This window comes from Enterobacter sp. IF2SW-B1 (genome assembly GCF_001743375.1).
Classification (GTDB): Bacteria; Pseudomonadota; Gammaproteobacteria; order Enterobacterales; family Enterobacteriaceae; genus Enterobacter; species Enterobacter bugandensis.
Map to the genome: position 1 here is coordinate 260968 of NZ_MJAA01000005.1, position 25596 is coordinate 286563.

Below are 25596 nucleotides of genomic sequence, written 5' to 3' on the forward strand. Positions count from 1 at the left end.
CGGTGGTTTGAATACTCAAACGAGCCTGAGTTTATCGCGTTGCGTTGGTCGGCGTCTTCATATAACGGAAGAAATCGCTGTCCGGGCTGAGCACCATCACATCCTGGTTGCTCTTAAAGCTATTCTCGTAAGCGCGCAGGCTACGGATAAAGGCGTAGAAGTCTGGATCCTGGCTGAATGCATCGGCAAACAGCTTCGCCGCTTCCGCATCGCCTTCACCGCGCAGGATACGGCCCTGACGCTCTGATTCCGCCAGCGTCTTGGTCACTTCATAGTCCGCTGCTGCACGCAGTTTTTCAGCCTCTTCCTGACCCTGTGAACGGTGACGACGGGCTACCGCTTCGCGCTCGGCGCGCATACGGTTGTAGATCGCCTCGGACACTTCCGCCGGCAGGTTGATCTGCTTGATACGCACGTCAACGACTTCGATACCCAGCGCCGCCATACTGTTCGGGTTGATCACCGGCACTTTACCGTTGGTTTCAGCCTGAACGCGTTCGGCCGCTTTAGCAATCGCGTCATCCGCTGCTGGCGTCGCCACTTCGTCTTCGGTGCCCGCTGTACCGGAGTTCAGCGCATCGCGCACTTCCAGGGTCAGACGACCGCGGGAGTCGGTCACGATGTCTTTCACATCAAGACGACCAATTTCAGAACGCAGACGGTCAGAGAACTTACGTTTCAGCAGCACTTCTGCCTGAGAAACGTCACCGCCGCCCGTTGCCAGGAAGTAGCGGCTAAAATCGCTGATGCGCCATTTGATGTAGGAATCAACGATCAGGTCTTTCTTCTCTTTAGTCACGAAACGGTCGGCCTGGTTATCCATGGTCTGGATACGCGCATCGAGCGTTTTCACAGACTGAATGAACGGCACCTTGAAGTGCAGGCCCGGCTCGTAAATCACCGGACGTTTGTCGCCATCACGCACGACGCTGCTGAACTGGAACTTGATCCCACGCTCACCCTCTTTCACCACAAAGATCGAGGTATACAGCACGACCAGTACGATGACGATGATCGCAATAACTGACTTACGCATCCTTATTCCCCCTGACGCTGGTAGTCGTTACGCTGCGCGTTAGCACGGCGTTGGTCCATAATGTCACCATCGTTCGAAGAAGGCGTTGTGTTCGCGCTGGAGCTGCCTGATGAGGCTGGCGGCAGACGCAGCAGGTTGTTCGCTCCGCTGGTGTCTTTCGCTGCCGGTGCAGAACCGCCTTTCAGCATCTGATCCAGCGGCAGAACCATCAGGTTTCCGCCTTTGCTGTCGTTAACCAGCACTTTGCGGGTGTGGCTCAGCACTTTTTCCATAGTCTCGATATACAGACGCTCGCGGGTAATTTCCGGGGCGGCTTTGTATTCCGGCAGGATGCGCGCGAAGCGAGCCACTTCACCCTGAGCTTCCAGGATGGTCTGGGTCTTATACGCTCGCGCCTCTTCCAGAATACGCTGCGCCTGACCGTTAGCACGCGGCTGAACTTCGTTGGTGTACGCTTCTGCTTCGCGGATGTACTGCTGTTCGTTTTCACGGGCAGCAATCGCATCGTCAAACGCGGCCTTCACCTCTTCCGGCGGACGTGCAGCCTGGAAGTTGACGTCCAGCAGGGTGATACCCATGTTGTACGGACGAATCGTCTCTTCCAGCTCGCGCTGGGTATCGCTACGAATAACGGTACGACCTTCGGTCAGGATGCGGTCCATGGTGTATTTGCCGATCACACCACGCAGGGCGCTGTCGGTCGCCTGACGCAGGCTGTCATCGGCACTGGTCACGCTAAACAGATAACGCTCAGGGTCGGTCACGCGGTACTGCACGTTCATCTCGACGCGCACCACGTTCTCGTCAGACGTCAGCATCACGCCGGAGGCGGCCAGTTCACGGACGGACTCCACGTTAACTGCGGTCACGTCGTCAATGAAGGTCGGTTTCCAGTTCAGGCCCGGCTCAACCAGGTGGCTGAACTTACCGAAACGGGTGACCACGCCGCGTTCTGCTTCTTTAATGGTGTAGAACCCGCTGGCTGCCCAGACGATCACCAGCCCGGCAGCAACGATGCCCACCAGGCGGCCACCTAATTGCGGGCGCGGTCCCTGGCTGGAACTGCCACCCGAGCCAGAACCTTTTCCTCCGCCAAGGCCACCAAGCTTTTTGCTCAGCTTGCGGAAGATATCATCCAGATCCGGCGGCCCCTGCTCGCGACCACCTTTGTTGCCATTTCCCCCAGAGTTGCCGCCTTGATTATTGCTGCTTCCCCACGGGTCGCGGTCTTGTCCGTTATTACCGGGCTGATTCCACGCCATGTATATGCTCCATATTTGTTATGCAAGGGCGAATTTTTCAGGCTTCCCCTTTCTGATCAGACGATATAGTCCGCCAGCGCAGGTTCTTGTTTACAGAGGCGACGCCAGTCAACGATCGGCATACGCACCTGCATCCCCACGCTGCCGTCATCCTCCATCCACTCTTTTTCTATCGCCTGAAGCTGATAAAACCGGCTGCGCAGCCTGCCTTCCTGTGGCGGCAGTCGCAGCGTGTGCTGAGCTACCTCACCGGAAAGACGTTCTGTCAAAGCCTGGAAAAGCAGTGGCACACCGATTCCGGCCTGAGCAGAAAGCCAGACCCGAATCGGTTTGTTCTCTTCATCACGGTCGATACGCGGTTCGAAATCCTCCAGCATATCGATCTTATTCATCACCAACAGGGTGGGAATTTCGTGGGCGTCAATTTCTTCCAGCACCACGTTCACCGCGTCGATGTTCTCCTGCACGCGTACGTCAGCCGCATCAATCACGTGCAGCAGCAGGGTCGCCTGACGCGTCTCCTGCAACGTCGCCTTAAACGCCGCCACCAGATCGTGCGGCAGATGGCGGATAAACCCTACGGTATCCGCCAGCACTGTTTCACCCACGTCTGCAACGTCAATGCGGCGCAGCGTAGGGTCCAGGGTCGCAAACAGCTGGTCTGCGGCATACACCTGGGCCTCGGTTATCTGGTTAAACAGGGTGGATTTACCGGCGTTGGTATAGCCCACCAGCGACACCGTGGGGATGTCGGCTTTGGTTCGCGCCCGACGCCCCTGTTCACGCTGTTTCTCGACACGTTCCAGACGTGAGAGGATCTGGGTAATACGGCCACGCAGCAAACGGCGGTCGGTTTCGAGCTGGGTTTCACCCGGACCGCGCAAACCAATCCCGCCTTTTTGTCTTTCAAGGTGGGTCCAGCCACGCACCAGACGCGTCGCCAGATGGCGCAACTGCGCCAGCTCAACCTGCAGTTTCCCCTCGTGGGTACGGGCACGCTGAGCAAAAATATCTAAAATCAATCCCGTGCGATCGATAACACGGCACTCGCAGAGAGCTTCCAGGTTGCGCTCCTGGGCTGGAGACAGCGCATGATCAAACAACACGACTGACGCGCCGGTTGCTTTTACGGCATCCGCAATTTCTACTGCTTTACCTTCACCAACAAAATACTTTGGGTGCGGCGCTTTACGGCTACCGGTAATCACCTGCATTGCTTCGACACCGGCGGAAGAGACCAGAGATTCAAACTCCTGGAGGTCTTCCATATCTTTGTCTTGCGAAAAATAGATGTGTACCAGCACCGCCTGCTCACCGGCATCATAACGGTCAAACAAGCGTAAACCTCTCTAAAAAGATCAGCGGGGAACGCAGGATCCCTGGCTCCCCGTGTGGATAACAGCTAAAACCTTATTCGGTCTCGTCGCTGTCCTGCGCAGGAGCAGAAGAACCCTGCGCGTTGCTGCCATGATGGTAGTTACTGCCTGTGCCGCCGCCAGCGTTATTGCTGTGATGAGAGACCGGACGGGACGGAACAACAGTAGAGATAGCGTGCTTGTAGACCATCTGGCTGACCGTGTTTTTCAACAGGATCACGAACTGATCGAAAGACTCAATCTGACCTTGCAGCTTAATACCATTCACCAAATAAATAGAAACTGGAACACGTTCCCGACGCAATGCGTTCAGGAACGGATCTTGTAAAGATTGCCCCTTAGCCATTCTATCTTTTCCTTATATGCTTGTTTTGTACTTAGAACCTTGCGATTCTGAAAAATTGCGCACGATACGTCTCAATTGTACACATTCAGTGGGCGATATCACCAACAACCTCAATCACATCGTTTAACGCCTGTTGCGGTTTTTCACTGTCTAACCAGTGAACCCCCTCCCAACCGCGCAACCAGGTGATCTGGCGCTTCGCTAACTGTCTCGTGGCGCAAACACCTCGATAAACCATTTCATCGTATGAAATCTCACCTTCAAGATACGACCACATCTGGCGGTATCCCACACAACGAACGGAAGGCATATCCGTATGCAAATCTCCACGGGCAAATAGCGCCCGCACTTCTGCTTCAAAATCTGAAGCCAACATCTGATGAAAACGCTGCTCAATTCGTTGATGGAGCAGTTCACGGCTCGCCGGGGCGATGGCGAACTGATGCACCTGATACGGCAGAGCGTCTCCTGACGTTTGCGTCAGTTCCGTTAAAGTTTTACCCGAAATGAAAAAAACTTCCAGTGCCCGGGAAAGCCTTTGCGGATCGTTTGGATGGATTCGCGCCGCCGCAACCGGGTCAATCTCTGCCAGTTGCTTATGCAATGCGTCCCACCCCTGCTCTGCCGCCTGCTGCTCAATCTTTGCTCTGATTTCAGGATCTGCAGAAGGTAAGGGTGATAAACCTTCGAGCAGCGCCTTGAAGTAGAGCATGGTTCCGCCAACCAACAGCGGTATACGCCCCGCCGCCGTTATCTCGGCCATCTCAGCTAAGGCATCCCGGCGGAAATCCGCTGCGGAGTAAGCCTCTGCCGGGTCGAGTATATCCAGCAAACGGTGCGGTGCCGCACGCAGTTCGTCTGCGCCGGGCTTCGCCGTGCCGATGTCCATCCCTCGATAGATGAGGGCGGAATCAACGCTAATCAACTCTACAGGCAAAACTTTACGTAACTCAATGGCTAACGCTGTTTTGCCAGAGGCCGTTGGGCCCATTAAAAAAATTGCCTTTGGCAGGCTCGCCTTGCTTACGTCAGTCATGTTTCAGGGCGGTCATCGCCGTTTTTAAATCAACAGGTTGTAATAACCCACCCGGCGGCGCTTTCACCAGCTGTGGGCAGAGGCGTTCCACCTCCGCCAGCACGGTAATCGCCTGCGCCATACTCCACGGTGAATGTTCGCTGGCCAGATGGCGGGCGATCCACTGCGCGGTGTTGGCAGCCTCCAACGATGTTTGCTGCGCCAGGTAGCCTATCAGTTCAGGAATCAAGTTTTGTAAATTTTGTTGGCGTAAGGGTAAAGGCACTGCGCGAATTGTCACATGTTGTGGTTCGAGCACAATTTCAATGCCCATTTGCGCCAGCTGGGCCTCTGCACGCTGCAATACCCTTGTTTCTTCAGCGGATATTTTCAGGCGAACCGGGATCAATAACGGCTGCGCACAGGCCGCATGTTCCCCCGGCGTCAGTTGCGCCTGCTTGAGCCAGCGTTCGGCAACCGGCAGCGCCAGAAGCAGCAGTTTGCCGTCGCGCTCAAGCAGGGCCATATCCGGGGCGATAATCGTCAACACCCGGCCAAAACTCTGGCTATGGCCTTCAAGGGAAGGTGTCGCCACCGAAACGTGCTCTTTGCGCTCGACTGCGGGCGTTTCCAGCAGTTTACGGTACAGCGCCCCCTGCTGCTTCTGATAGCCGGGCTGAGCGTTCGGGTAGTTCACGCCCGTCGGACGCGGCGCGGCTCCTGCAGAGGAGAAACGCGGGGCGTCTGGTTCACGCGCGACGGCAGGCTCCGCAAAATGGTTGCGGCCTGCCGCGACACGGTTTTCCGGAATGGGGCGCGGTGCGGAGTCTTCTTTTTCCAGCGGCAGCGTGGGTTCAAGCTGCTGTTGCAGCACGCTCAGCACGCCCTGGTAGATAAAATCATGCACCAGACGCGACTGATGGAACCGTACTTCATGCTTGGCAGGATGGACGTTGACATCCACCTGGTGCGGGTCGATCTCCAGATAAAGCACAAAGGCCGGTTGCTGATCGGCCCCGAGCTTGTCTTCGCAGGCCTGGCGAATGGCGTGGTTAATGAGGCGATCGCGCATCATGCGGCCATTCACGTAGCAATACTGAATTTCAGAATACGCCGCGCTACTGGCGTTCGGATCGGCCACCCAGCCGCGTAAAGCCAGATCGCCGTGCTGCCACTCGATAGCCAACGCCTGCTCCAGGAACGGGGTCCCGCAGATAGCGCCTAACCGTCGCTCTTTCTGACCACCTTCAGCCACCGCGCGGTACTGGCGCATCACCTTGCCGTTATGGCTGAGGTTGATGGTGACGTCGAAACGGGCGAGCGCAATTCGGCGGATGATCTCGTCGATATGGCCGAACTCGGTTTTTTCGGTACGCATAAACTTGCGGCGGGCGGGAGTATTGTAGAACAGGTCCAGAACTTCCAGCGTAGTACCGACAGGGTGCGCCGCGGGTTTGACCGTGACGTCCATATCCCGCCCTTCAGCGTAGGCCTGCCAGGCTTCCTGCTGTTCAGCGGTGCGGGAGGTCAGCGTTAAACGAGAAACCGAGCTGATACTGGCCAGCGCTTCGCCGCGAAAACCGAGGCTGATAATCGCTTCCAGGTCATCCAGAGAGGCAATTTTACTGGTGGCATGACGCGCCAGCGCCAGCGCCAGCTCCTCTTTTTTGATGCCGCAGCCGTTGTCGCGAATGCGGATAAGCTTTGCGCCGCCGCGTTCGATATCAATATCAATGCGGGTGGCACCCGCATCGAGGCTATTTTCAACCAGCTCCTTCACCACCGACGCAGGGCGTTCCACCACCTCACCGGCGGCGATTTGGTTCGCGAGCTGCGGCGGCAGAACCTGAATCGGCATGAAATCTCCTTAATTTGTGGCGGTCAACCCACCCGGCTGCGCGGCGCTGGCCGTCTGGGCTGCTCCGCCCTGCGGCGCGGACTGCAGAGGATGCGCCTCAAAATATTTACGTAAACCGTTATAAATCGCTTCGGCAATTTGCTGCTGATAGCTGTCGCTGCCCAGCAGGCGCTCTTCACTGTTATTGCTGATAAAGCCCGTCTCTACCAGAATTGACGGAATATCCGGCGAGCGCAGAACGCCCAGGCTCGCATGTTCAGGGCGGCGCTTATGCAATGCCCCGATGCCCTGCAACTGGTTCAATACGTTAGTGGCGACATCATACCCGACGCGCTGAGAATGACCGAATTGTAAATCCAGCACCGCCTGGCTGAGGTATGGGTCAGACTGGCTGTTTGCCAGCACATCACCCGCGCCGCCTAACAGTTCAGACTGTTTCTCATGCTCTTCCAGCCAGTTGGCCATTTCGCTGTTTGCCCGGCGGTTCGACAGGACCCATACCGAGGCGCCCGTCGCGTTACGGTTCGGTGCGGCATCCGCGTGAATGGAGACCAGGAAATTGGCGTTTTGCTTACGCGCCACGTCTGAGCGGCCCATCACAGAGATAAAATAGTCGCCGTCGCGGGTTAGTACGCCTTTAAACATCGGATCATCGTTTAACAGCGTCCGCAGCTTGCGGGCCACCGCAATAGTGACATTTTTCTCTCGCGTGCCGCCCGGGCCAATCGCTCCAGGATCCTGTCCACCGTGCCCGGCATCAATGGCGATAATCACTTTGTCACCGCTGACCGTACGCCGTGCGCTGACCGCCGGACGCGTTACCGTGTTACTGCTGGTTGCCGCGGTGATGCGATCGTTCTGCGATTTAAACGGATTACGCGCAGGTTCCGATGGGCGAGGCGTATACACCGGCTCTTCCACGCGTTTCGCGACAACCGGTGGCGGCGGAGGCGGCGGAACATCGGCATTGATGGTGAAGACCACCGTATAGTTCGCCCCGTTTTGCTGCTTCACCGCCTTCGTTTTGCCCTTTTCGGTCAGATCGACCACCAGGCGCAGCGACTGGCTGTCCTGAGGGGTACCCGAGCGGATACTTTTCACCAGGTTGTTACCGCTGAACCGCAGCGGTAGCCCCTGGATCACGCCTGTCTGTTTGATATCCAGCGCCACGCTGTGGCTGTCTGGCTGTGAAAACGCGTATTCAGGGTCGCCCATAAAGCTGAACGTAATCCGGGCCTGGCTTTCGCCGTTTGACACCTGAATATCCGAAAGGCTTGCCGCCCCGGCCTGCGCGCACAGCAGCACCGTCGCAGCCAACACCCAACCTTTAACGCGACTAATCATCCCGTCATCCCTACTCTTAACCGGCGAGACGCGCCAGTAAGGAACACCCTGATGAGGAAACCGCACTGATGCGAGCCTCACGCCCTTGAGCCTGGTAATCTAAGTGAATTTCGACATCCGGGTCAGGCAGCACACCCGCACCTTGTTGCGGCCACTCCACCAGGCAGATGGCGTCGTTGGCAAAATAATCACGGATCCCCATAAATTCCAGCTCCTCAGGATCCGCAAGGCGGTATAAATCAAAGTGGTACACCATAAGATTGTCGAGGGTGTACGGCTCGACCAGCGTGTAGGTAGGGCTTTTCACGTTCCCGTTATGCCCTAACGCCTGCAAAAAACCCCGGCTGAAGGTGGTTTTACCCGCACCTAAATCGCCATACAGATAAATGACGGTTGCCCCCTGACAGGCCTGCGCCACGCGCTTGCCGAGATCTAAAGTGGCTTGTTCATCAGGTAAAGGAATCGCTCGATTAGTCATTTTCTACGTCAATCACATCCGGGTTAACAACACGCCGCAGCGTGCAAAAGAGATCGGTGGCCAGCATACCGCGTGTCCCCTCCCGCGCAGCAAGCCTGTCAGCTGCCGCGCCGTGGGCCACACAGCCCGCACAGGCTGCATCATAAAGGGGAAGTTTCTGTCCAAGCAATGCGCCGATGATGCCTGAAAGCACATCGCCCATACCGCCGCTCGCCATGCCCGCATTTCCGGCATCAATAATGCCCTGCGTCTCGTCACTGGCGACAACGGTGCCTGCCCCTTTCAAAACGGCAACACCTCCGTAACGTTTTACCAGACGCTGAGCAGAAAGTAAGCGATCGCTTTCAATTTCTGCCACGCTGCAGTTAAGCAGGCGCGCGGCTTCGCCGGGGTGTGGCGTCAGAATGCGATTGTGACGCTTATCCGGATTTATTGCCAGAAGGTTAAGCGCGTCGGCATCCCACAGCATCGGTTTACGAAAATTCTCGACCTTTTGCAGGGCCTGTTTACCCCATGTCTGTTGCCCAAGCCCGGGACCAATAACCACCACATCCGCCCATTCGAGGCTTTCTTCCAGCGTCTGGGGCGTAAGCTCATGGACCATCAGTTCCGGTCGGGCTGTGATGATTGACGCAATATTTTCAATGCGAGTGAGTACTCGCACTAACCCGGCACCGCTGCGAAGTGCCGCCTCACCGGTCATGCGAACCGCTCCTGCCGTACCGCGATCGCCACCAATAATCACCAGCCTGCCGTTGTCGCCCTTGTGAGACGTTGGGCGGCGCGGCGGAAGCCACTCTTTTAGCTGCGAGGAATCAAAGCGCGACAGGAGCGTTTCCTGTCCAACGAGCCAGCTCTCCAGCCCCAGCGCGTTATGGTGCAATACGCCGACCACATCCCGCGCTTTTCCGGTTAACAAGCCCGGCTTCAGGGCGATAAAGGTCACGGTGTGCGCAGCCTGAATAACGGCGCCAGGCGTCGCGCCGGTCTGCGCGATCAGGCCCGACGGAATATCCAGCGCGACTACCGGCGCAGAGTACCCGTTAGCGTGTTCAATAAGCGCGGCAATGTTTTCGCGAGGCGCGCTGCGTAGCCCGGTCCCCAGCAGACCATCAACAATCAGATCAACATCTTCCGGCCAGACGATATCAGGAGCATGAATCACGCCACCTGCGTTCAGCCATGCCTCCCGCGCCGCGCAGGCCTCTTCCGGCAGGGGCTTATCACTCTCCAGCGCCAGCAGGGTAACGCGGAGACCGGCTGCAACGGCAAGACGCGCAACGACGTAACCGTCGCCGCCGTTATTGCCGTGCCCGCACAAAATCAGCCAGTGAGTGGACTGCGGGTACGCGCTGCGGGCAACGTTAAACGCCGCCTCTCCCGCGCGCTGCATCAGTTCATAAAGGGTAATGCCGAGACTGTCTGCGGCCTCTTTTTCGGCGCGCCGGAGGTCATCCGCATGCCAGATGGAATGTGGTATACTTGCGGGGTTTTTCTTCACCGTATGGTCCGTCATGTCACAGCCCCTCGATCTCAATGAATTAGCGCAAAAAATAAAACAGTGGGGTGCTGAGCTTGGCTTCCAGAAGGTAGGCATTACCGATACCGACCTCTCTGCCAGCGAGCCAAAACTGCAGGCCTGGCTGGACAAACAATACCACGGCGAAATGGAGTGGATGGCGCGTCACGGCATGATGCGCGCCCGTCCACATGAACTTTTACCGGGTACACTACGCGTCATCAGCGTGCGCATGAACTACCTGCCTGCCAACGCGGCCTTTGCGCGCACGCTAAAAAATCCCTCCCTGGGTTACGTCAGCCGGTACGCTCTGGGGCGTGATTACCATAAGCTTCTGCGTAACCGCTTAAAAAAACTCGGGGAAACCATTCAGCAGCACTGTGATTCGCTGAATTTTAGACCCTTTGTCGATTCCGCGCCTGTTCTTGAGCGCCCGATCGCCGAAAAAGCCGGACTTGGCTGGACAGGTAAGCACTCACTTATCCTGAGCCGCGACGCCGGATCGTTCTTCTTCCTCGGTGAGCTGCTGATTGATTTACCCCTGCCGGTAGATGGCCCGGTGGAGGAAGGCTGTGGCCGCTGCGTGGCCTGCATGACCATCTGCCCGACGGGCGCCATCGTTGAGCCTTACACCGTTGATGCCCGCCGCTGCATCTCCTATCTCACGATAGAGCTTGAAGGGGCGATCCCGGAAGAATTCCGACCGCTTATCGGCAACCGGATCTACGGCTGCGACGACTGTCAGCTGATTTGCCCGTGGAACCGCTATTCACAGCTGACGGACGAAGAGGACTTCAGCCCGCGTAAAGCGCTGCATGCGCCACAGCTTATTGAGCTGTTCGCCTGGACCGAAGCCTGGTTTCTGAAGGTGACGGAAGGTTCCGCTATTCGCCGTATCGGCCACCTGCGCTGGCTGCGAAACGTGGCCGTCGCGCTGGGCAATGCCCCGTGGGATGAAGCGAATATTCAGGCGCTCGAAAGCCGTAGAGGTGAGCACCCACTTCTTGATGAACACATAGAATGGGCGATTGCGCAGCAAATCGAGAAGCGAAATGCCTGTGTGGTCGAGGTGCAGCTTCCTAAGAAACAGCGGCTGGTTAGGGTGATTGAAAAAGGGCTTACGCGGGATGCGTGATATATTCACAGCCTGTGAATAAAAATAAAAACTCAAGCGCCATCTGGACTTGAGAAGAGGTCAAGTGATCTCAATAACATTTTGAAATGAAATTTTATCCAATTAATACAGTGAGTTGGAAAGATATTATTCACCCTGCTAACTTTCTGTACGGTTTGGGTAAAGCGCGAATTCTGTGGATAACTCTGTTTACAAGAGTATTTCAGATGCAATAGAAAACGTCCCCTGCGCGTCTTTTCGCTGTGGATATTTTAGAGATGAAGAAGAATTTGGAGCGGGAAACGAGACTCGAACTCGCGACCCCGACCTTGGCAAGGTCGTGCTCTACCAACTGAGCTATTCCCGCTTGGGTGGTCCGTGCTTTAGAAGCACTTTCAAATTTTGGAGCGGGAAACGAGACTCGAACTCGCGACCCCGACCTTGGCAAGGTCGTGCTCTACCAACTGAGCTATTCCCGCTTGGGCAGTCTGTGCTGAGGAAGCACCTTCAAATTTTGGAGCGGGAAACGAGACTCGAACTCGCGACCCCGACCTTGGCAAGGTCGTGCTCTACCAACTGAGCTATTCCCGCAAATCTGTACTGCTTTTGTTGCTGTCGTAACGTGTAATTCTCTGTCGTTACGGGAGGCGCATTATACGAGAAATCCTTTTAGCTGCAACCCCCCTTAAAGTGATTTTTTCGAAATTCAGTTCAAGTGCTTATTTAATCGGCAAGCTGAACAATTTAACGACAAAAACCCGGCCACGCAAGGTGCCGGATCTCAAAATCACAGCTTAATAAAGTTTTCGCGGTAGTACGCGAGTTCCGCAACAGACTCGCGGATATCGTCCATCGCCTGGTGCGTACCCTGTTTTTTAAAGCCGTCCAGAATTTCAGGCTTCCAGCGGCGCGCCAGCTCTTTCAGGGTGCTCACGTCCAGATAGCGGTAATGGAAGTAAGACTCCAGCTCCGGCATGTACTTGAAGAGGAAACGGCGATCCTGACCGATGCTGTTCCCGCAGATCGGCGATTTACCCGCTGGTACCCACTGCTTCAGAAATTCGAGCGTCGCCAGTTCCGCCTCGCGATCGCCCAGCGTGCTCGCCTTCACGCGCTCGACAAGACCGCTGCCGGTGTGGGTACGCACGTTCCACTCATCCATCAGCGCAAGCTGGTCGTCGGACTGATGCACCGCAATCGTTGGCCCTTCGGCAAGGATATTCAGGTTGGCATCGGTCACCAGAGTTGCAATCTCAATAATGCGATCGCGCTCGGGATCCAGCCCGGTCATTTCGAGATCGATCCAAATCAGGTTGTTTTCATCCGCGCTCATGTTATTTTCCACCCTTCTCGCATAACCGGCAGTAGCAGGTTAACTAGTATTAATTAGAGTGTATCATAGAGGTTTTGCCCCTTACGGGCGACCAGGAGCCAGTGCGATTGAGTAAAAATAAACTCTCCAAAGGGCAGCAGCGCCGCGTGAATGCCAATCATCAGCGCCGTCTTAAAACCACTTCGGAGAAGGTCGATTACGACGACAACCTGTTTGGCGAACCAACGGAAGGCGTAGTTATCAGCCGTTTCGGTATGCACGCCGACGTGGAATCCGCCGATGGCGAAATCCACCGCTGTAACATTCGCCGGACCATTCGTTCTCTGGTGACCGGCGACCGCGTCGTCTGGCGACCGGGTAAAGAGGCGGCAGAGGGCGTTACGGTAAAAGGTATCGTTGAAGCGGTCCATGAGCGTACGTCCGTGTTAACCCGTCCCGATTTTTACGACGGGGTGAAGCCGATTGCCGCCAACATTAACCAGATTGTCATCGTATCGGCGATTTTGCCCGAACTTTCGCTCAATATTATCGACCGATACCTTGTCGCCTGTGAAACGCTGCAGGTTGAACCGATTATCGTGCTGAACAAAATCGATCTGCTGGATGACGAAGGCATGGCTTTCGTTAATGAGCAGATGGATATCTACCGCAAGATTGGCTACCGCGTTCTGATGGTGTCCAGCTACACCAAAGACGGACTGAAACCGCTGGAAGAGGCGCTTACCGATCGCATCAGCATCTTTGCGGGTCAGTCCGGCGTAGGGAAATCGAGCCTGCTAAACAACCTTCTCGGCCTCCAGCAGGAGATCCTCACTAACGATGTGTCTGACGTCTCGGGCCTCGGCCAGCATACCACCACCGCCTCACGTCTCTATCATTTCCCTCACGGCGGCGATGTGATCGACTCACCGGGCGTGCGTGAATTCGGTTTATGGCATCTTGAGCCGGAACAAATCTTTAATGGATTTGTCGAATTCCATGATTATTTAGGCGCTTGCAAATACCGCGACTGCAAACACGATAACGATCCAGGCTGCGCTATCCGCGAAGCGGTTGAGAAAGGTGAAATCGCGGAGACCCGCTTCGAGAATTACCACCGCATTCTTGAGAGCATGGATCAGGTAAAAACGCGTAAAAACTTTTCTGATTCTGATAACTGACAACTAAGCTAAGCATCGCTAAAATCGTCCCCTTTTTTCAGGTTCCGGCGGCTTACTGCCGGATCAGGAACGACAAAACAATGGCCTGGAGGCTACCTTGTTAAACGCATTTAAACTTTCGCTTCAATACATTCTGCCAAAACTGTGGCTCACTCGCCTGGCGGGCTGGGGCGCAAGCAAACGCGCGGGCTGGCTGACCAAACTGGTCATCGACCTTTTCGTTAAGTATTACAAGGTCGACATGAAAGAAGCGCAGAAGCCGGACACCGCCAGCTACCGCACGTTCAACGAGTTTTTCGTGCGCCCGCTGCGCGACGAAGTGCGCCCGCTGAACACCGACCCTAACGTCCTGGTGATGCCAGCAGACGGCGTGATCAGCCAGTTGGGTAACATCGAAGACGACAAAATCCTGCAGGCGAAAGGCCATAACTACAGCCTGGAAGCGCTGCTGGCGGGCAATTACCTGATGGCGGACCTGTTCCGCAACGGCACCTTTGCCACCACCTATCTGTCACCGCGCGACTACCACCGCGTACACATGCCGTGTAACGGTATCCTGCGTGAGATGATCTACGTGCCGGGCGATCTGTTCTCCGTGAACCACCTGACCGCGCAAAACGTACCGAACCTGTTTGCCCGTAACGAACGCGTCATCTGCCTGTTCGATACTGAGTTCGGCCCTATGGCGCAGATTCTGGTGGGCGCGACCATTGTCGGCAGCATCGAAACCGTCTGGGCTGGCACCATTACCCCGCCGCGTGAAGGCGTGATCAAGCGCTGGACGTGGCCTGCCGGTGAAGAAGAAGGTTCTGTCGCCCTGCTGAAAGGCCAGGAAATGGGTCGCTTCAAGCTGGGCTCTACCGTCATCAACCTGTTTGCGCCGGGCAAAGTGAAGCTGGCTGAGCAGCTCGAAAGCCTGTCGGTCACCAAACTGGGTCAGCCGCTGGCGGTCTCTACCGAAACCTTCGTGACGCCGGATGCAGAACCTGCTCCGCTGCCGCAAGAAGAGATCGACGCCGAGCACGACGCCAGCCCGCTGGTTGACGACAAAAAAGACGAAGGCTAACAAAAGAAGGATCGCTGACGTGCGCCCGATTATCGTTCTACTGATGGCCTGGTGCCTCAGCATGGGGGCGTACGCAGCGACAGCCCCCGACGCCAAACAGATAACCCAGGAGCTGGAGCAGGCGAAAGCGGCTAAACCCGCTCAGCCAGAGACCGTTGAGTCACTCCAGTCCGCACTGAACGCGCTTGAAGAGCGGAAAGGCTCGCTTGAGCGCGCTCAGCAGTATCAGCAGGTTATCGACAACTTCCCTAAACTCTCGCAAACGCTGCGCGCGCAACTCGCTAATCTGCGCGATGAGCCGCGCGAAGTGCCGGAAGGCATGACCACCGACGCCCTGAACCAAGAAATCCTGCAGGTCAGCAGCCAGCTCCTGGAAAAGAGCCGCCAGGCTCAGCAGGAGCAGGAGCGAGCGCGTGAAATTGCCGACTCCCTCAGCCAGCTTCCGCAGCAGCAAACCGACGCCCGCCGCCAGCTTAACGACGTTGAGCGCCGCGTGGGTACGCAAAGCGGCAACACGCCGCAGGCTCAGGCGCAAAATCTGGGTCTGCAGGCGGAATCTGCCCGTCTGAAGGCCCTTGTGGATGAGCTGGAGCTGGCGCAGCTTTCCGCCAACAACCGCCAGGAGCTGGCGCGGATGCGCTCTGAACTCGCTCAGAAGCAGAGCGAGCAGCTGGATGCGTACCTTCAGGCCCTGCGTAATTTGCTTAACAGCCAGCGCCAGCGCGAAGCCGAGCGAGCGCTTGAAAGCACCGAGCTGCTGGCGGAAAACAGCGCCAATCTGCCGGAAGGTATCGTCGATCAGTTTAAGGTCAACCGCGAGCTTTCTGCCGCCCTGAATCAGCAGGCGCAGCGTATGGATCTGGTTGCCTCCCAGCAGCGTCAGGCGACGAATCAAACCCTGCAGGTGCGCCAGGCGCTCAACACCCTGCGCGAGCAGTCCCAGTGGCTCGGGTCATCAAACCTGCTGGGCGAAGCGTTACGCGCCCAGGTCGCGCGCCTGCCGGAAATGCCGAAACCGCAGCAGCTGGATACCGAGATGGCCCAGCTGCGCGTGCAGCGACTGCACTTTGAAGATCTTCTCAATAAGCAGCCGCAAATACGCCAGATCCGTCAGGCTGACGGACAACCTCTGACCAGCGAGCAAAACCGTATTCTGGAAGCCCAGCTGCGCACCCAGCGCGAACTGCTGAACTCCCTGCTGCAGGGCGGGGATACGCTGATTCTGGAACTGACTAAGCTCAAGGTCTCTAACAGCCAGCTGGAAGACGCGCTGAAAGAGGTGAACGAGGCTACGCACCGTTATCTCTTCTGGACATCCGACGTACGTCCAATGACCTTCTCGTGGCCAATTGAGATTGTTCAGGATCTGCGCCGCCTGATTTCGCTCGACACCTTTAGCCAGCTCGGACAGGCCAGCGTGATGATGCTGACCAGTAAAGAGACGATTTTCCCGCTGCTTGGCGCGTTGGTTCTGGTGGGCTTCAGCATTTATTCGCGCAGACATTTCACCCGCTTCCTGGAGCGTTCCAGCGCGCGGGTGGGGAAAGTCACTCAGGATCACTTCTGGCTGACGCTGCGCACCGTGTTCTGGTCGATTCTCGTCGCCTCTCCACTACCGGTGCTGTGGATGACGCTTGGCTATGGCCTGCGGGAAGCCTGGCCCTATCCGCTCGCGGTCGCCATTGGCGATGGCGTCACCGCCACGGTACCGTTGCTGTGGGTGGTGATGATTTGCGCGACGTTCGCGCGGCCTAACGGCCTGTTCATCGCCCACTTTGGCTGGCCTCGTAACCGCGTGGCGCGCGCCATGCGCTATTACCTGATGAGCATCGGGCTGATTGTGCCGCTGATTATGGCGCTGATCATGTTTGATAATCTCAACGACCGGGAATTCTCAGGCTCGCTGGGCCGCCTCTGCTTTATGCTGATCTGCGGCGCGCTGGCCATCGTCACGCTCAGCCTGAAACGCGCGGGGATACCGCTCTATCTGGATAAATCCGGCAGCGGCGACAACATGTTCAACCGGCTGCTCTGGAACCTGCTGCTGAGCGCTCCTCTGATTGCGATGCTGGCAGCGGCGGTAGGTTACCTGGCAACCTCGCAGGCGCTGCTGGCGCGACTGGAAACGTCGGTGGCGATCTGGTTCCTGCTGCTGGTGGTGTATCACGTGATCCGGCGCGGGATGCTGATCCAGCGCCGCCGTCTGGCCTTTGACCGCGCCAAGCATCGCAGGGCAGAGATCCTCGCTCAGCGTGCCCGTGGCGAGGAAGAGCCAACCCATGTCAACAGCACGGAAGGCACGATGGATGCGGACGAGGTCGAACTGGATCTGGATGCCATCAGTACCCAGTCTCTGCGCCTGGTGCGCTCCCTCCTGATGCTGATTGCCCTTCTGTCGGTGATCTTCCTGTGGTCGGAAATTCACTCCGCGTTTGGCTTCCTGGAGAACATCTCTCTGTGGGACGTGACGTCCACGGTGCAGGGCGTTGAAAGCCTGGAGCCGATCACCTTAGGCGCGGTGCTGATTGCCATCCTGGTGCTGATCATCACCACCCAACTGGTGCGTAACTTCCCGGCTCTGCTGGAGCTGGCGCTGCTGCAGCATCTGGATTTAACCCCCGGCACGGGATACGCCATTACGACCATTACGAAATACCTGATACTGCTGTTTGGCGGAATGGTCGGGTTCTCAATGATTGGTATTGAGTGGTCTAAACTGCAGTGGCTGGTGGCCGCGCTGACGTTTGGCCTTGGCTTTGGCATGCAGGAGATTTTCGCTAACTTTGTATCCGGCCTGATCATCCTGTTTGAAAAGCCGATTCGCATTGGCGATACGGTGACGATCCGCGATCTGACCGGGAGCGTAACGAAGATCAACACCCGCGCCACCACGATCAGCGACTGGGACCGTAAAGAGATCATCGTGCCGAACAAGGCATTTATTACCGAGCAGTTTATCAACTGGTCCCTGTCGGACTCCGTTACGCGCGTGGTGCTGACGGTACCGGCGCCGTCGGATGCCAACAGTGAAGAGGTCACGCAGATCCTCTACACCGCCGCTGAACGCTGTACGCTGGTGCTCGATAACCCTGCGCCGGAAGTATTCCTGGTTGATTTACAGCAGGGGATCCAGATTTTCGAGTTGCGTATATACGCCGCCGAAATGGGACACCGCATGCCGCTGCGCCATGAGATCCACCAGCTCATTCTGGCGGGCTTCCGCGAGCATGGTATTGATATGCCGTTCCCACCGTTCCAGATGCGTCTGGAAAGCATGGACGGACGCAAGATGGGTAAAACGCTCACGTCGGCGGCAAGATCGCGCCCGGCGGGAAGTCTGTAATCGTTCTCCCCTCCCTTTCGGGAGGGGCATTTTACCGCTACGCCACTTCCGTGACGTACGCCATTGAGCGCCGGCGGTAATTCTCATAAATACCCATCGCCAGCAGCGAGAAGAAGACTGGCCCACCGACCATCCACAGCGCGCTGTTCCAGTCGTTCGCCTCAACCACGGGCTGAATAACGGTAAAGATGTTGGCAAACGCCACGACCAGCACCACCACCGTGGTCGCCAGCAGCGTTGCCGCGCGGGTTTTGAAGATCACAAACGGACGCTCAAGATCCCGCTTCGCCTTAAAGAACGGGAACGCCAGCGTCAGGAACAGGTACGGCAGCGTCATCGACACGTTCGCCATCAGGGTCAGCTTGTTATAGAACGCAGACGCTGTATCACCGCCAAATGACACCAGCAGAATGAACACGCACACCAGCAGACACTGCATCCACATGGCGTTGGCAGGCATGCCTGCGGTATTGAGCTGCGTCATGCGTGCCGGCCACAGCGCCTTTGGCGTACCCTGGATGATTGCTTTCAGCGGCGAGTAGATTAGCGTGAAGAACGCGCCGGTATAGGCAAGGAACATCGACAGGCCGGTAATGCGCGCAAACCAGATCCCCAGGGTGGCCGATGCTTCCGGCGTCAGGTGCATGGCGTTACCCAGCGTCATTCCCAGGCTTTTCATCAGCACGTAGGTTATGTTCCCGAGGTTAGTGGTATTGTTACTCAACACCTGCTGCCAGTTAGTGCTAACGCCCCAGAGGAAAATCGCCAGCGAATAGCCGATGGAGATGACGATGGCGGCAAAAATAATCCCTTTGGCAAAGTTTTTTTCCGGGTTCTCGGTCTTATCGACCAGCCCACCTACCGCTTCAATACCACCGTAGGCAAAAATGGCAAATACCACGAAGGAGAGCATGGCCAGCCCGGACTGATAGCCCGGATTAGGCGATGAAACGAAGTTCACCTCCTGCGCGAAGTGTCCGCCGTTCAGGCACAGAATGGCGATACTCACCAGCAGCAGCACCAGGTTCAGGCACATCACGGAAATACCGCCAACGGCAGTGATACGGGCAATTTTGTTGATGCCTTTTGACGCCACCAGCGTCACCACCATCATCCAGCACACCGCCAGAATCCCGACCACCTGCGTGGAGCTCAGCCCGGCTAAAGACCAGACCTGCGTTTTATCCGCACCGAAAAGAAACGTGGAGAACGGCACCCAGACTTTGGCCGCCGTGCTGACCATCCAGACGACGTAGGAGGAGAACCACATAAACGTGCCGATAAACGCGTAGCGCGGGCCGATGCTGTTGTTCATCCATGAATAGATACCGCCCTCTTCTTTCCGGTAAGCCGAGCCCATCTCCGCCATCATCAGCGCAAACGGGATAAAGAAGAACAGAGCAGAAACGATATAAAACGGCGTCGCGCTGTAGCCCATCAGATAGAAAGCCGACGGGCTGTTGGCAAAGCCAAAAACTGACGTAAAAATCATCAGAATGAGCCCGGTGAGGGTCATCTTTTTGAGTGACTGGGACATATAACCATCCGAAGAGGAATTAAACTGCGCGGATGGTAGCAGATGACCAGACTAATATTGTGGCTATACGAGGCAATTTAAGAAAAAGACCCGTGTACAGAGAAAATGGCAGTTTTTAATGTTGCGGAGAAGAAATGGAAAGGAAAATTGCCACAGATACTATATGCCGGGTAAGCGACAGCGCCACCCGGCCATGCTTTAGGCGCGATCGACCGTAAAGGCAATCACATCGCCCAGCTGCTCGGCGCCCAGCGCCAGCATCACCAGACGATCCACGCCTAGCGCCACACCGGAGCAATCCGGCAGACCGGCTTTTAATGCTTCCAGCAAGTTAACATCAATCGGCTGCTGCGGCAGACCGCGTGCGGCGCGCTTACGGTTATCCTGCTCGAAACGCTGCTGCTGTTCGCGCGCGTCGGTCAGCTCGTGGAAGCCGTTCGCCAGCTCGATGCCTTTGTAGTAAACCTCAAAACGCTCTGCCACGCGGTGATCTTCGGTGCTGATCTGCGCCAGAGACGCCTGGCTTGCCGGGAAGTGATAGACAAACGTCGGGCGATCTTTGCCAATCTGCGGTTCCACGCCGAAGGTGAACAGCAGCTGCAGCAGCGTGTCGCGATCCTCTTCGGTATCCGCCACGTTGCTCAGATCCAGTTTTGCCGCCACTTCACGCAACTGGGCTTTGTCCGCCGACAGCGGATCGATTTCCAGATGGCGCTGGAAGGCCTGTTGATAGGAGAGCGTTTCGGCTTCTGAGCAGTCCAGTACCTGCTGCAGCAGATCGTCTACCTCATTCATCAGGCGGTACATATCATAGTGCGGGCGGTACCACTCCAGCATGGTGAATTCCGGGTTGTGGTGACGCCCCATCTCTTCATTACGGAAGCTGCGGCACAGCTGATACACCGGACCACACCCCGCCGCCAGCAGGCGCTTCATGTGATATTCCGGGCTGGTCATCAGATACAGATTCATGCCCTGGGAGTGGCCTGGGCCAACAAAACGGGTTTCAAACGGGACCAGATGAATATCCGTTACCGTTGCCTGACTCATGCACGGGGTTTCCACCTCCAGGACGCCGCGGTCGGCAAAGAAACGGCGGATCTCCGTCATAATTGCGGCGCGTTTTAACAGATTTGGGATGGATGCGCTCGGCTGCCAGGTGGCCGTTTCGCTCATGAGTTTTTCTCCGATTTCAGACAAGGGCACGAAGTCTACTCGTTAGCAGTGGCAGAGACAAATTTTGCGCAGTAAAAACGCGTATTTCATTTATGTGGATTATTCTGTGATGCATTTCATCAATCACGATGATAAATCACCGCACAGAACAGCAAAAAAATCGAACACGTCAAATTTCCCTCACATCTACGCGGTTATACTGTTATACCCATAAAGGAGCAGTGGAATCGCTTCCGCAATCGCCCGTTCGGGCAGGTGAACTTCCTTTAGTGCATCGCATTGCGGGAAAACAAAAATCTGGAGGAATGTCGTGCAAACTTTTCAAGCCGATCTTGCCGTAATAGGCGCTGGCGGGGCTGGATTACGCGCTGCAATTGCTGCGGCACAAGCCAACCCGAACGCTAAAATCGCATTGATTTCAAAAGTCTATCCGATGCGCAGCCACACGGTGGCAGCAGAAGGAGGATCCGCCGCCGTCGCGCAGGATCATGACAGCTTCGAATACCATTTCCACGACACGGTTGCAGGGGGCGACTGGCTTTGCGAACAGGATGTCGTTGACTACTTCGTGCACCATTGCCCAACGGAGATGACCCAGCTCGAGCAGTGGGGATGTCCGTGGAGCCGCCGCCCGGACGGCAGCGTTAACGTCCGCCGCTTCGGTGGCATGAAGATCGAACGCACCTGGTTCGCCGCCGATAAGACCGGCTTCCACATGCTGCACACCCTCTTCCAGACCTCCCTTCAGTTCCCACAAATTCAGCGCTTCGATGAACATTTTGTCCTCGACATTCTGGTCGACGACGGTCATGCACGTGGCCTGGTGGCGATGAATATGATGGAAGGCACGCTCGTCCAGATCCGCGCCAATGCGGTGGTGATGGCAACGGGCGGTGCGGGTCGCGTCTATCGCTACAACACCAACGGCGGCATCGTCACCGGCGACGGGATGGGCATGGCGCTGAGCCACGGCGTGCCGCTGCGCGATATGGAGTTTGTGCAGTATCACCCAACCGGCCTGCCGGGCTCCGGCATTTTGATGACGGAAGGCTGCCGCGGTGAAGGCGGTATTCTGGTCAACAAAAACGGCTACCGTTATCTGCAGGATTACGGCATGGGCCCGGAAACCCCGCTCGGCGAGCCGAAGAACAAATACATGGAGCTCGGCCCGCGCGACAAAGTTTCTCAGGCCTTCTGGCACGAGTGGCGCAAGGGCAACACCATCTCAACGCCACGCGGCGACGTGGTCTATCTCGACCTGCGTCACCTGGGCGAGAAGAAACTGCTGGAGCGTCTGCCGTTTATCTGCGAACTGGCAAAAGCCTACGTGGGCGTCGACCCGGTGAAAGAGCCGATACCGGTACGCCCAACCGCGCACTACACCATGGGCGGGATTGAAACCGACCAGCAGTGTGAAACCCGCATTAAAGGGCTGTTCGCCGTGGGTGAGTGTTCCTCCGTCGGCCTGCACGGTGCCAACCGTCTGGGCTCTAACTCGCTGGCAGAGCTGGTCGTCTTTGGCCGCATGGCGGGCGAGCGCGCCATGGAGCGTGCGGCGACCGCAGGCGAAGCAAACGGTGCAGCGCTGGATGCGCAGGTCACTGACGTTGAAAAACGCCTGAAGGATCTGGTGAACCAGGAAGGCAACGAGAACTGGTCAAAGATCCGCGACGAGATGGGCCTGTCGATGGAAGAAGGCTGCGGTATCTACCGTACGCCGGAACTGATGCAGAAAACCGTCGACAAGCTGGCGGAGCTTCAGGAGCGCTTCAAACGCGTGCGCATCACCGATACCTCCAGCGTCTTCAACACCGACCTGCTCTATACCATCGAGCTTGGCCACGGCCTGAACGTCGCGGAATGTATGGCGCACTCTGCGCTGGCGCGTAAAGAGTCTCGCGGCGCCCACCAGCGTCTGGACGAAGGCTGCACCGAACGTGACGACGTCAATTTCCTGAAACACACTCTCGCCTGGCGCGATGCGGATGGCACCACGCGTCTGGACTACAGCGACGTGAAAATCACCACGCTGCCACCGGCTAAACGCGTGTATGGCGCAGAAGCAGAAGCCGCCGAGAAGAAGGAGAAGGCGAATGGCTGAGATGCAAAAATTGAAAGTTGAAGTGGTGCGCTACAACCCGGAAGTGGATACCGCCCCCCACAGCGCTTTCTACGAAGTGCCTTATGACGAGCAAACCTCCCTGCTGGATGCGCTCGGCTATATCAAAGACAACCTGGCGCCGGACCTGAGCTACCGCTGGTCCTGCCGCATGGCGATCTGCGGCTCCTGCGGCATGATGGTCAACAAGGTACCGAAGCTGGCCTGTAAAACCTTCCTGCGTGACTACACCAAGGGCATTAAGGTTGAAGCGCTGGGCAACTTCCCAATCGAGCGCGATCTGGTGGTCGATATGACCCACTTTATCGAAAGCCTGGAAGCGATTAAGCCGTACATCATCGGCAACCCGCGCACGCCGGACCAGGGGCCGAACACCCAGACGCCGGCGCAGATGGCGAAATACCATCAGTTCTCCGGCTGCATCAACTGCGGCCTGTGTTACGCCGCCTGTCCTCAGTTTGGCCTGAACCCGGAGTTCATCGGCCCGGCCGCCATTACCCTGGCGCACCGCTATAACGAAGACAGCCGCGACCACGGCAAAAAAGAACGTATGGCGCAGCTAAACGGCCAGAACGGCGTCTGGACCTGTACGTTTGTGGGCTACTGCTCCGAAGTCTGTCCGAAGCACGTCGACCCGGCCGCCGCAATTCAGCAGGGTAAAGTGGAAAGCTCGAAAGACTTTCTTATCGCTACCCTGAAACCACGCTAAGGAGTGCATGATGACGACTAAACGCAAAGCCTACGTGCGGCCTGTGCCGTCCACCTGGTGGAAAAACCTGCCGTTTTATCGCTTCTATATGCTGCGTGAAGGCACGGCGGTACCGGCGGTCTGGTTCAGCCTTGAGTTAATGTATGGCGTTTTTGCCCTTAAACACGGGCCGGAAACCTGGGCGAACTTTGTCGGTTTCCTGCAAAACCCAATCATCGTGGTTCTGAACCTGATCGCGCTCGCGGCGGCGCTACTTCATACCAAAACCTGGTTTGAACTGGCGCCAAAAGCGGCAAACATCATCATTAAAGACGAAAAAATGGGGCCGGAGCCAGTCATTAAAGGGCTATGGGCAGTGACGATCCTGGTCACGGTTGTCATTCTGTTTGTCGCACTGTTCTGGTAAGGAGACTACTGTGATCAATCCAAATCCAAAACGTTCAGACGAGCCGGTCTTCTGGGGCCTGTTTGGCGCAGGCGGCATGTGGAGTGCCATCATCGCCCCGGTGATCATCCTGCTGGTCGGCATTATGCTGCCGCTGGGGCTGTTTCCGGGCGATGCGCTGAGCTACGAGCGCGTGCTGGCGTTTGCGAGCAGCTTTATTGGCCGCGTGTTCATCTTCCTGATGATCGTCCTGCCGCTGTGGTGCGGCCTGCACCGCATTCACCATGCGATGCATGACCTGAAAATCCATGTGCCGAGCGGTAAATGGGTGTTCTACGGGCTGGCAACCATCCTGACCGTGGTGACGCTGATTGCCGTTGTCACTATCTGACGCTTCTGGCCCGCCATCCGGCGGGCCTTTTATTTCTGCATCTTTCCCACCAGCCACTGGGCAAATTCACGCATTGCGGACGTTTCAGCCCGCGACTGCAGTCTCGTTAACCAGTAACTGCCCAGATCAATTTGCGTTGTAAACGGCTGCACGATGCGCTCGCTGTTCAGCAAATGGGTAAACATATCGACAGGCGCAATGGCTATGCCCATACCTGCCTGTGCGGCTTCCAGCATGGTGACAGACGAATCAAACACCATCACCCGGTGCGTTGGCGACGGAGGATGCTCGCCTGCCGCCTGCATCCACGCCGACCATTCGTCGCGTCGGTAAGAGCGCAGCAGGGTAAACTTCAGGATGTCGGCCGGAGACTGGAGCACGGCGGCGATTTCGGGCGAGCAAAGCGGCGCCAGCGGCGCAGGGCACAGGAATTGCGCCTCGGTGCCGTGCCACGCCCCACCGCCGTAGCGAATCGTATAATCAAGCCCTTCAGCAGCCGGATCGACGCGGTTGTTATGGGTGGAAAGGTGAAGATCGATATGCGGATAACAGCGGCGAAAGTCCGCGAGCTGGGAGAACAGGATACCCGTGGCGAAAGTTCCTACTACGCCAATTTTTAGCTTCTCCTGAGCGCGCTGGCTGGCAAAGCGATCCAGCATTCCGGCGATACGATCGAATGAATCATTCAGCACCGGCAGCAGATTTTCCCCCTCGGTTGTCAGCATCAGGCCGCGCGAGACGCGGACAAACAGCTGGCAATTCAGATGCTGCTCCAGCGCCTTAACGTGCTGGCTGATGGCAGAATGGGTGACGTTCAGCTCTATCGCGGCATGCGTAAAACTGAGGTGCCGGGCGGCCGCTTCGAAGGCGCGAAGCGAATTAAGCGGAAGATAGCTGCGGGTCATTGTTCCATCCGTTAGAAAAATTAACAGCTCATGCTAAATTTAACCGTTTGTCAGCCATAGTCAAATCCAACAGACTACAGCGGTCTGCCGGGCCCGGACCCTCCCTTAACCTGCTATTATGGAA

At 56.8% G+C, this 25596-nt stretch carries 21 protein-coding genes and 3 tRNA genes; 8 read left to right on the forward strand and 16 right to left on the reverse strand.

The genetic code is table 11. The features are described 5' to 3' along the window. Window positions 1-31: 31 nt before the first annotated feature. The 9 genes from hflC to nnr all read right to left on the reverse strand — a co-directional run bounded on the left by hflC (window position 32) and on the right by nnr (window position 10231). Entirely contained in the window at window positions 32-1036 is a 1005-nt protein-coding gene (gene hflC, locus A6013_RS12970; protein ID WP_028015255.1) for a protease modulator HflC, read from the reverse strand. 2 nt (window positions 1037-1038) lie between these two features. Continuing rightward, window positions 1039-2298, reverse strand: coding sequence for an FtsH protease activity modulator HflK (gene hflK, locus A6013_RS12975; RefSeq protein WP_028015254.1), 1260 nt, complete (start codon window positions 2296-2298; stop codon window positions 1039-1041). A 56-nt stretch (window positions 2299-2354) separates the two neighbouring features. Then, window positions 2355-3635, reverse strand: a complete 1281-nt coding sequence (gene hflX / locus A6013_RS12980) for a ribosome rescue GTPase HflX (protein WP_023331851.1) — start codon at window positions 3633-3635, stop codon at window positions 2355-2357. A 73-nt stretch (window positions 3636-3708) separates the two neighbouring features. Further along, entirely contained in the window at window positions 3709-4020 is a 312-nt protein-coding gene (gene hfq / locus A6013_RS12985; protein WP_013095287.1) for an RNA chaperone Hfq, read from the reverse strand. Window positions 4021-4105: 85 nt separating this feature from the next. Next, window positions 4106-5056, reverse strand: coding sequence for a tRNA (adenosine(37)-N6)-dimethylallyltransferase MiaA (gene miaA / locus A6013_RS12990; protein ID WP_028015253.1), 951 nt, complete (start codon window positions 5054-5056; stop codon window positions 4106-4108). Continuing rightward, window positions 5049-6893: a DNA mismatch repair endonuclease MutL gene (gene mutL / locus A6013_RS12995; RefSeq protein ID WP_028015252.1), complete on the reverse strand. Its 1845-nt coding sequence runs from the start codon at window positions 6891-6893 to the stop codon at window positions 5049-5051. The genes miaA and mutL overlap by 8 nt, the downstream gene beginning before the upstream one ends. 9 nt (window positions 6894-6902) lie before the next feature. Next, window positions 6903-8237 (reverse strand): N-acetylmuramoyl-L-alanine amidase AmiB, encoded by a 1335-nt coding sequence (gene amiB, locus A6013_RS13000; protein WP_028015251.1) that lies wholly within the window; start codon window positions 8235-8237, stop codon window positions 6903-6905. 16 nt (window positions 8238-8253) lie between these two features. Beyond that, window positions 8254-8715 (reverse strand): tRNA (adenosine(37)-N6)-threonylcarbamoyltransferase complex ATPase subunit type 1 TsaE, encoded by a 462-nt coding sequence (gene tsaE, locus A6013_RS13005; protein ID WP_028015250.1) that lies wholly within the window; start codon window positions 8713-8715, stop codon window positions 8254-8256. Continuing rightward, window positions 8708-10231, reverse strand: coding sequence for a bifunctional ADP-dependent NAD(P)H-hydrate dehydratase/NAD(P)H-hydrate epimerase (nnr, locus tag A6013_RS13010; RefSeq protein ID WP_069733204.1), 1524 nt, complete (start codon window positions 10229-10231; stop codon window positions 8708-8710). Before nnr ends, tsaE begins: the two co-directional genes overlap by 8 nt. Between nnr and queG the strand changes: the two genes are divergently transcribed. After that, complete coding sequence (queG, locus tag A6013_RS13015) at window positions 10230-11369, forward strand: tRNA epoxyqueuosine(34) reductase QueG (RefSeq protein ID WP_028015248.1); 1140 nt, start codon at window positions 10230-10232, stop codon at window positions 11367-11369. The genes nnr and queG overlap by 2 nt on opposite strands. A 270-nt stretch (window positions 11370-11639) precedes the next feature. Here the strand turns inward: queG and A6013_RS13020 are convergent. From A6013_RS13020 to orn, 4 genes are all read right to left on the reverse strand, one after another. After that, window positions 11640-11715 (reverse strand) — tRNA-Gly (locus A6013_RS13020). A gap of 36 nt (window positions 11716-11751) precedes the next feature. Further along, window positions 11752-11827: transfer RNA gene (locus A6013_RS13025), tRNA-Gly, on the reverse strand. A 36-nt stretch (window positions 11828-11863) separates the two neighbouring features. After that, window positions 11864-11939 (reverse strand) — tRNA-Gly (locus A6013_RS13030). A gap of 196 nt (window positions 11940-12135) precedes the next feature. After that, window positions 12136-12681 carry an oligoribonuclease gene (gene orn, locus A6013_RS13035; RefSeq protein ID WP_028015247.1) on the reverse strand — a complete coding sequence of 182 codons (546 nt, stop codon included), beginning with the start codon at window positions 12679-12681 and terminating at the stop codon, window positions 12136-12138. A 107-nt stretch (window positions 12682-12788) separates the two neighbouring features. Here orn and rsgA point away from each other — a divergent pair, with 107 nt between their 5' ends. The 3 genes from rsgA to mscM all read left to right on the forward strand — a co-directional run bounded on the left by rsgA (window position 12789) and on the right by mscM (window position 18250). Beyond that, the gene (gene rsgA, locus A6013_RS13040) at window positions 12789-13841 is read left to right on the forward strand and encodes a small ribosomal subunit biogenesis GTPase RsgA (protein ID WP_032644955.1); all 1053 of its coding nucleotides are present in this window, start codon (window positions 12789-12791) and stop codon (window positions 13839-13841) included. A 97-nt stretch (window positions 13842-13938) separates the two neighbouring features. Beyond that, the gene (gene asd, locus A6013_RS13045) at window positions 13939-14907 is read left to right on the forward strand and encodes an archaetidylserine decarboxylase (protein WP_028015245.1); all 969 of its coding nucleotides are present in this window, start codon (window positions 13939-13941) and stop codon (window positions 14905-14907) included. A 19-nt stretch (window positions 14908-14926) separates the two neighbouring features. Further along, on the forward strand, window positions 14927-18250 hold the full coding sequence (gene mscM, locus A6013_RS13050) for a miniconductance mechanosensitive channel MscM (RefSeq protein WP_028015244.1): 3324 nt from the start codon (window positions 14927-14929) through the stop codon (window positions 18248-18250). A gap of 37 nt (window positions 18251-18287) precedes the next feature. On the opposite strand, the gene yjeM is transcribed toward mscM, so the two are convergent. Beyond that, a complete protein-coding gene (gene yjeM, locus A6013_RS13055) occupies window positions 18288-19787 on the reverse strand; it encodes a glutamate/gamma-aminobutyrate family transporter YjeM (RefSeq protein WP_069733205.1) in 1500 nt (499 codons plus the stop codon). A 198-nt stretch (window positions 19788-19985) separates the two neighbouring features. Beyond that, a complete protein-coding gene (epmA, locus tag A6013_RS13060) occupies window positions 19986-20963 on the reverse strand; it encodes an elongation factor P--(R)-beta-lysine ligase (protein ID WP_041911493.1) in 978 nt (325 codons plus the stop codon). Window positions 20964-21273: 310 nt separating this feature from the next. Here epmA and frdA point away from each other — a divergent pair, with 310 nt between their 5' ends. The 4 genes from frdA to frdD are packed head-to-tail and all read left to right on the forward strand — an operon-like array spanning window position 21274 to window position 24567. Next, a complete protein-coding gene (gene frdA, locus A6013_RS13065; RefSeq protein ID WP_028015241.1) occupies window positions 21274-23064 on the forward strand; it encodes a fumarate reductase (quinol) flavoprotein subunit in 1791 nt (596 codons plus the stop codon). Further along, a complete protein-coding gene (locus A6013_RS13070) occupies window positions 23057-23791 on the forward strand; it encodes a succinate dehydrogenase/fumarate reductase iron-sulfur subunit (protein WP_041911494.1) in 735 nt (244 codons plus the stop codon). Before frdA ends, A6013_RS13070 begins: the two co-directional genes overlap by 8 nt. 10 nt (window positions 23792-23801) lie before the next feature. Further along, a complete protein-coding gene (gene frdC, locus A6013_RS13075) occupies window positions 23802-24197 on the forward strand; it encodes a fumarate reductase subunit FrdC (RefSeq protein ID WP_028015239.1) in 396 nt (131 codons plus the stop codon). Between the two features lie 10 nt (window positions 24198-24207). Further along, window positions 24208-24567, forward strand: a complete 360-nt coding sequence (gene frdD, locus A6013_RS13080; protein WP_000609653.1) for a fumarate reductase subunit FrdD — start codon at window positions 24208-24210, stop codon at window positions 24565-24567. Between the two features lie 29 nt (window positions 24568-24596). Here the strand turns inward: frdD and ampR are convergent, their stop codons facing one another. Next, window positions 24597-25472: a LysR family transcriptional regulator AmpR gene (ampR, locus tag A6013_RS13085; protein ID WP_060573542.1), complete on the reverse strand. Its 876-nt coding sequence runs from the start codon at window positions 25470-25472 to the stop codon at window positions 24597-24599. Between the last annotated feature and the right edge of the window lie 124 nt (window positions 25473-25596).

Bases quoted from the DNA above. Each gene is read 5' to 3' on its own strand.
- mutL (WP_028015252.1), bottom strand. From the start codon at position 6,893: ATGCCGATTCAGGTTCTGCCGCCGCAGCTCGCGAACCAAATCGCCGCC.
- amiB (WP_028015251.1), bottom strand. From the start codon at position 8,237: ATGATTAGTCGCGTTAAAGGTTGGGTGTTGGCTGCGACGGTGCTGCTG.
- A6013_RS13070 (WP_041911494.1), top strand. From the start codon at position 23,057: ATGGCTGAGATGCAAAAATTGAAAGTTGAAGTGGTGCGCTACAACCCG.
- epmA (WP_041911493.1), bottom strand. From the start codon at position 20,963: ATGAGCGAAACGGCCACCTGGCAGCCGAGCGCATCCATCCCAAATCTG.
- hflK (WP_028015254.1), bottom strand. From the start codon at position 2,298: ATGGCGTGGAATCAGCCCGGTAATAACGGACAAGACCGCGACCCGTGG.
- orn (WP_028015247.1), bottom strand. From the start codon at position 12,681: ATGAGCGCGGATGAAAACAACCTGATTTGGATCGATCTCGAAATGACC.
- queG (WP_028015248.1), top strand. From the start codon at position 10,230: ATGTCACAGCCCCTCGATCTCAATGAATTAGCGCAAAAAATAAAACAG.
- yjeM (WP_069733205.1), bottom strand. From the start codon at position 19,787: ATGTCCCAGTCACTCAAAAAGATGACCCTCACCGGGCTCATTCTGATG.
- tsaE (WP_028015250.1), bottom strand. From the start codon at position 8,715: ATGACTAATCGAGCGATTCCTTTACCTGATGAACAAGCCACTTTAGAT.
- ampR (WP_060573542.1), bottom strand. From the start codon at position 25,472: ATGACCCGCAGCTATCTTCCGCTTAATTCGCTTCGCGCCTTCGAAGCG.
- nnr (WP_069733204.1), bottom strand. From the start codon at position 10,231: ATGACGGACCATACGGTGAAGAAAAACCCCGCAAGTATACCACATTCC.
- hflC (WP_028015255.1), bottom strand. From the start codon at position 1,036: ATGCGTAAGTCAGTTATTGCGATCATCGTCATCGTACTGGTCGTGCTG.
- miaA (WP_028015253.1), bottom strand. From the start codon at position 5,056: ATGACTGACGTAAGCAAGGCGAGCCTGCCAAAGGCAATTTTTTTAATG.
- frdC (WP_028015239.1), top strand. From the start codon at position 23,802: ATGACGACTAAACGCAAAGCCTACGTGCGGCCTGTGCCGTCCACCTGG.
- hfq (WP_013095287.1), bottom strand. From the start codon at position 4,020: ATGGCTAAGGGGCAATCTTTACAAGATCCGTTCCTGAACGCATTGCGT.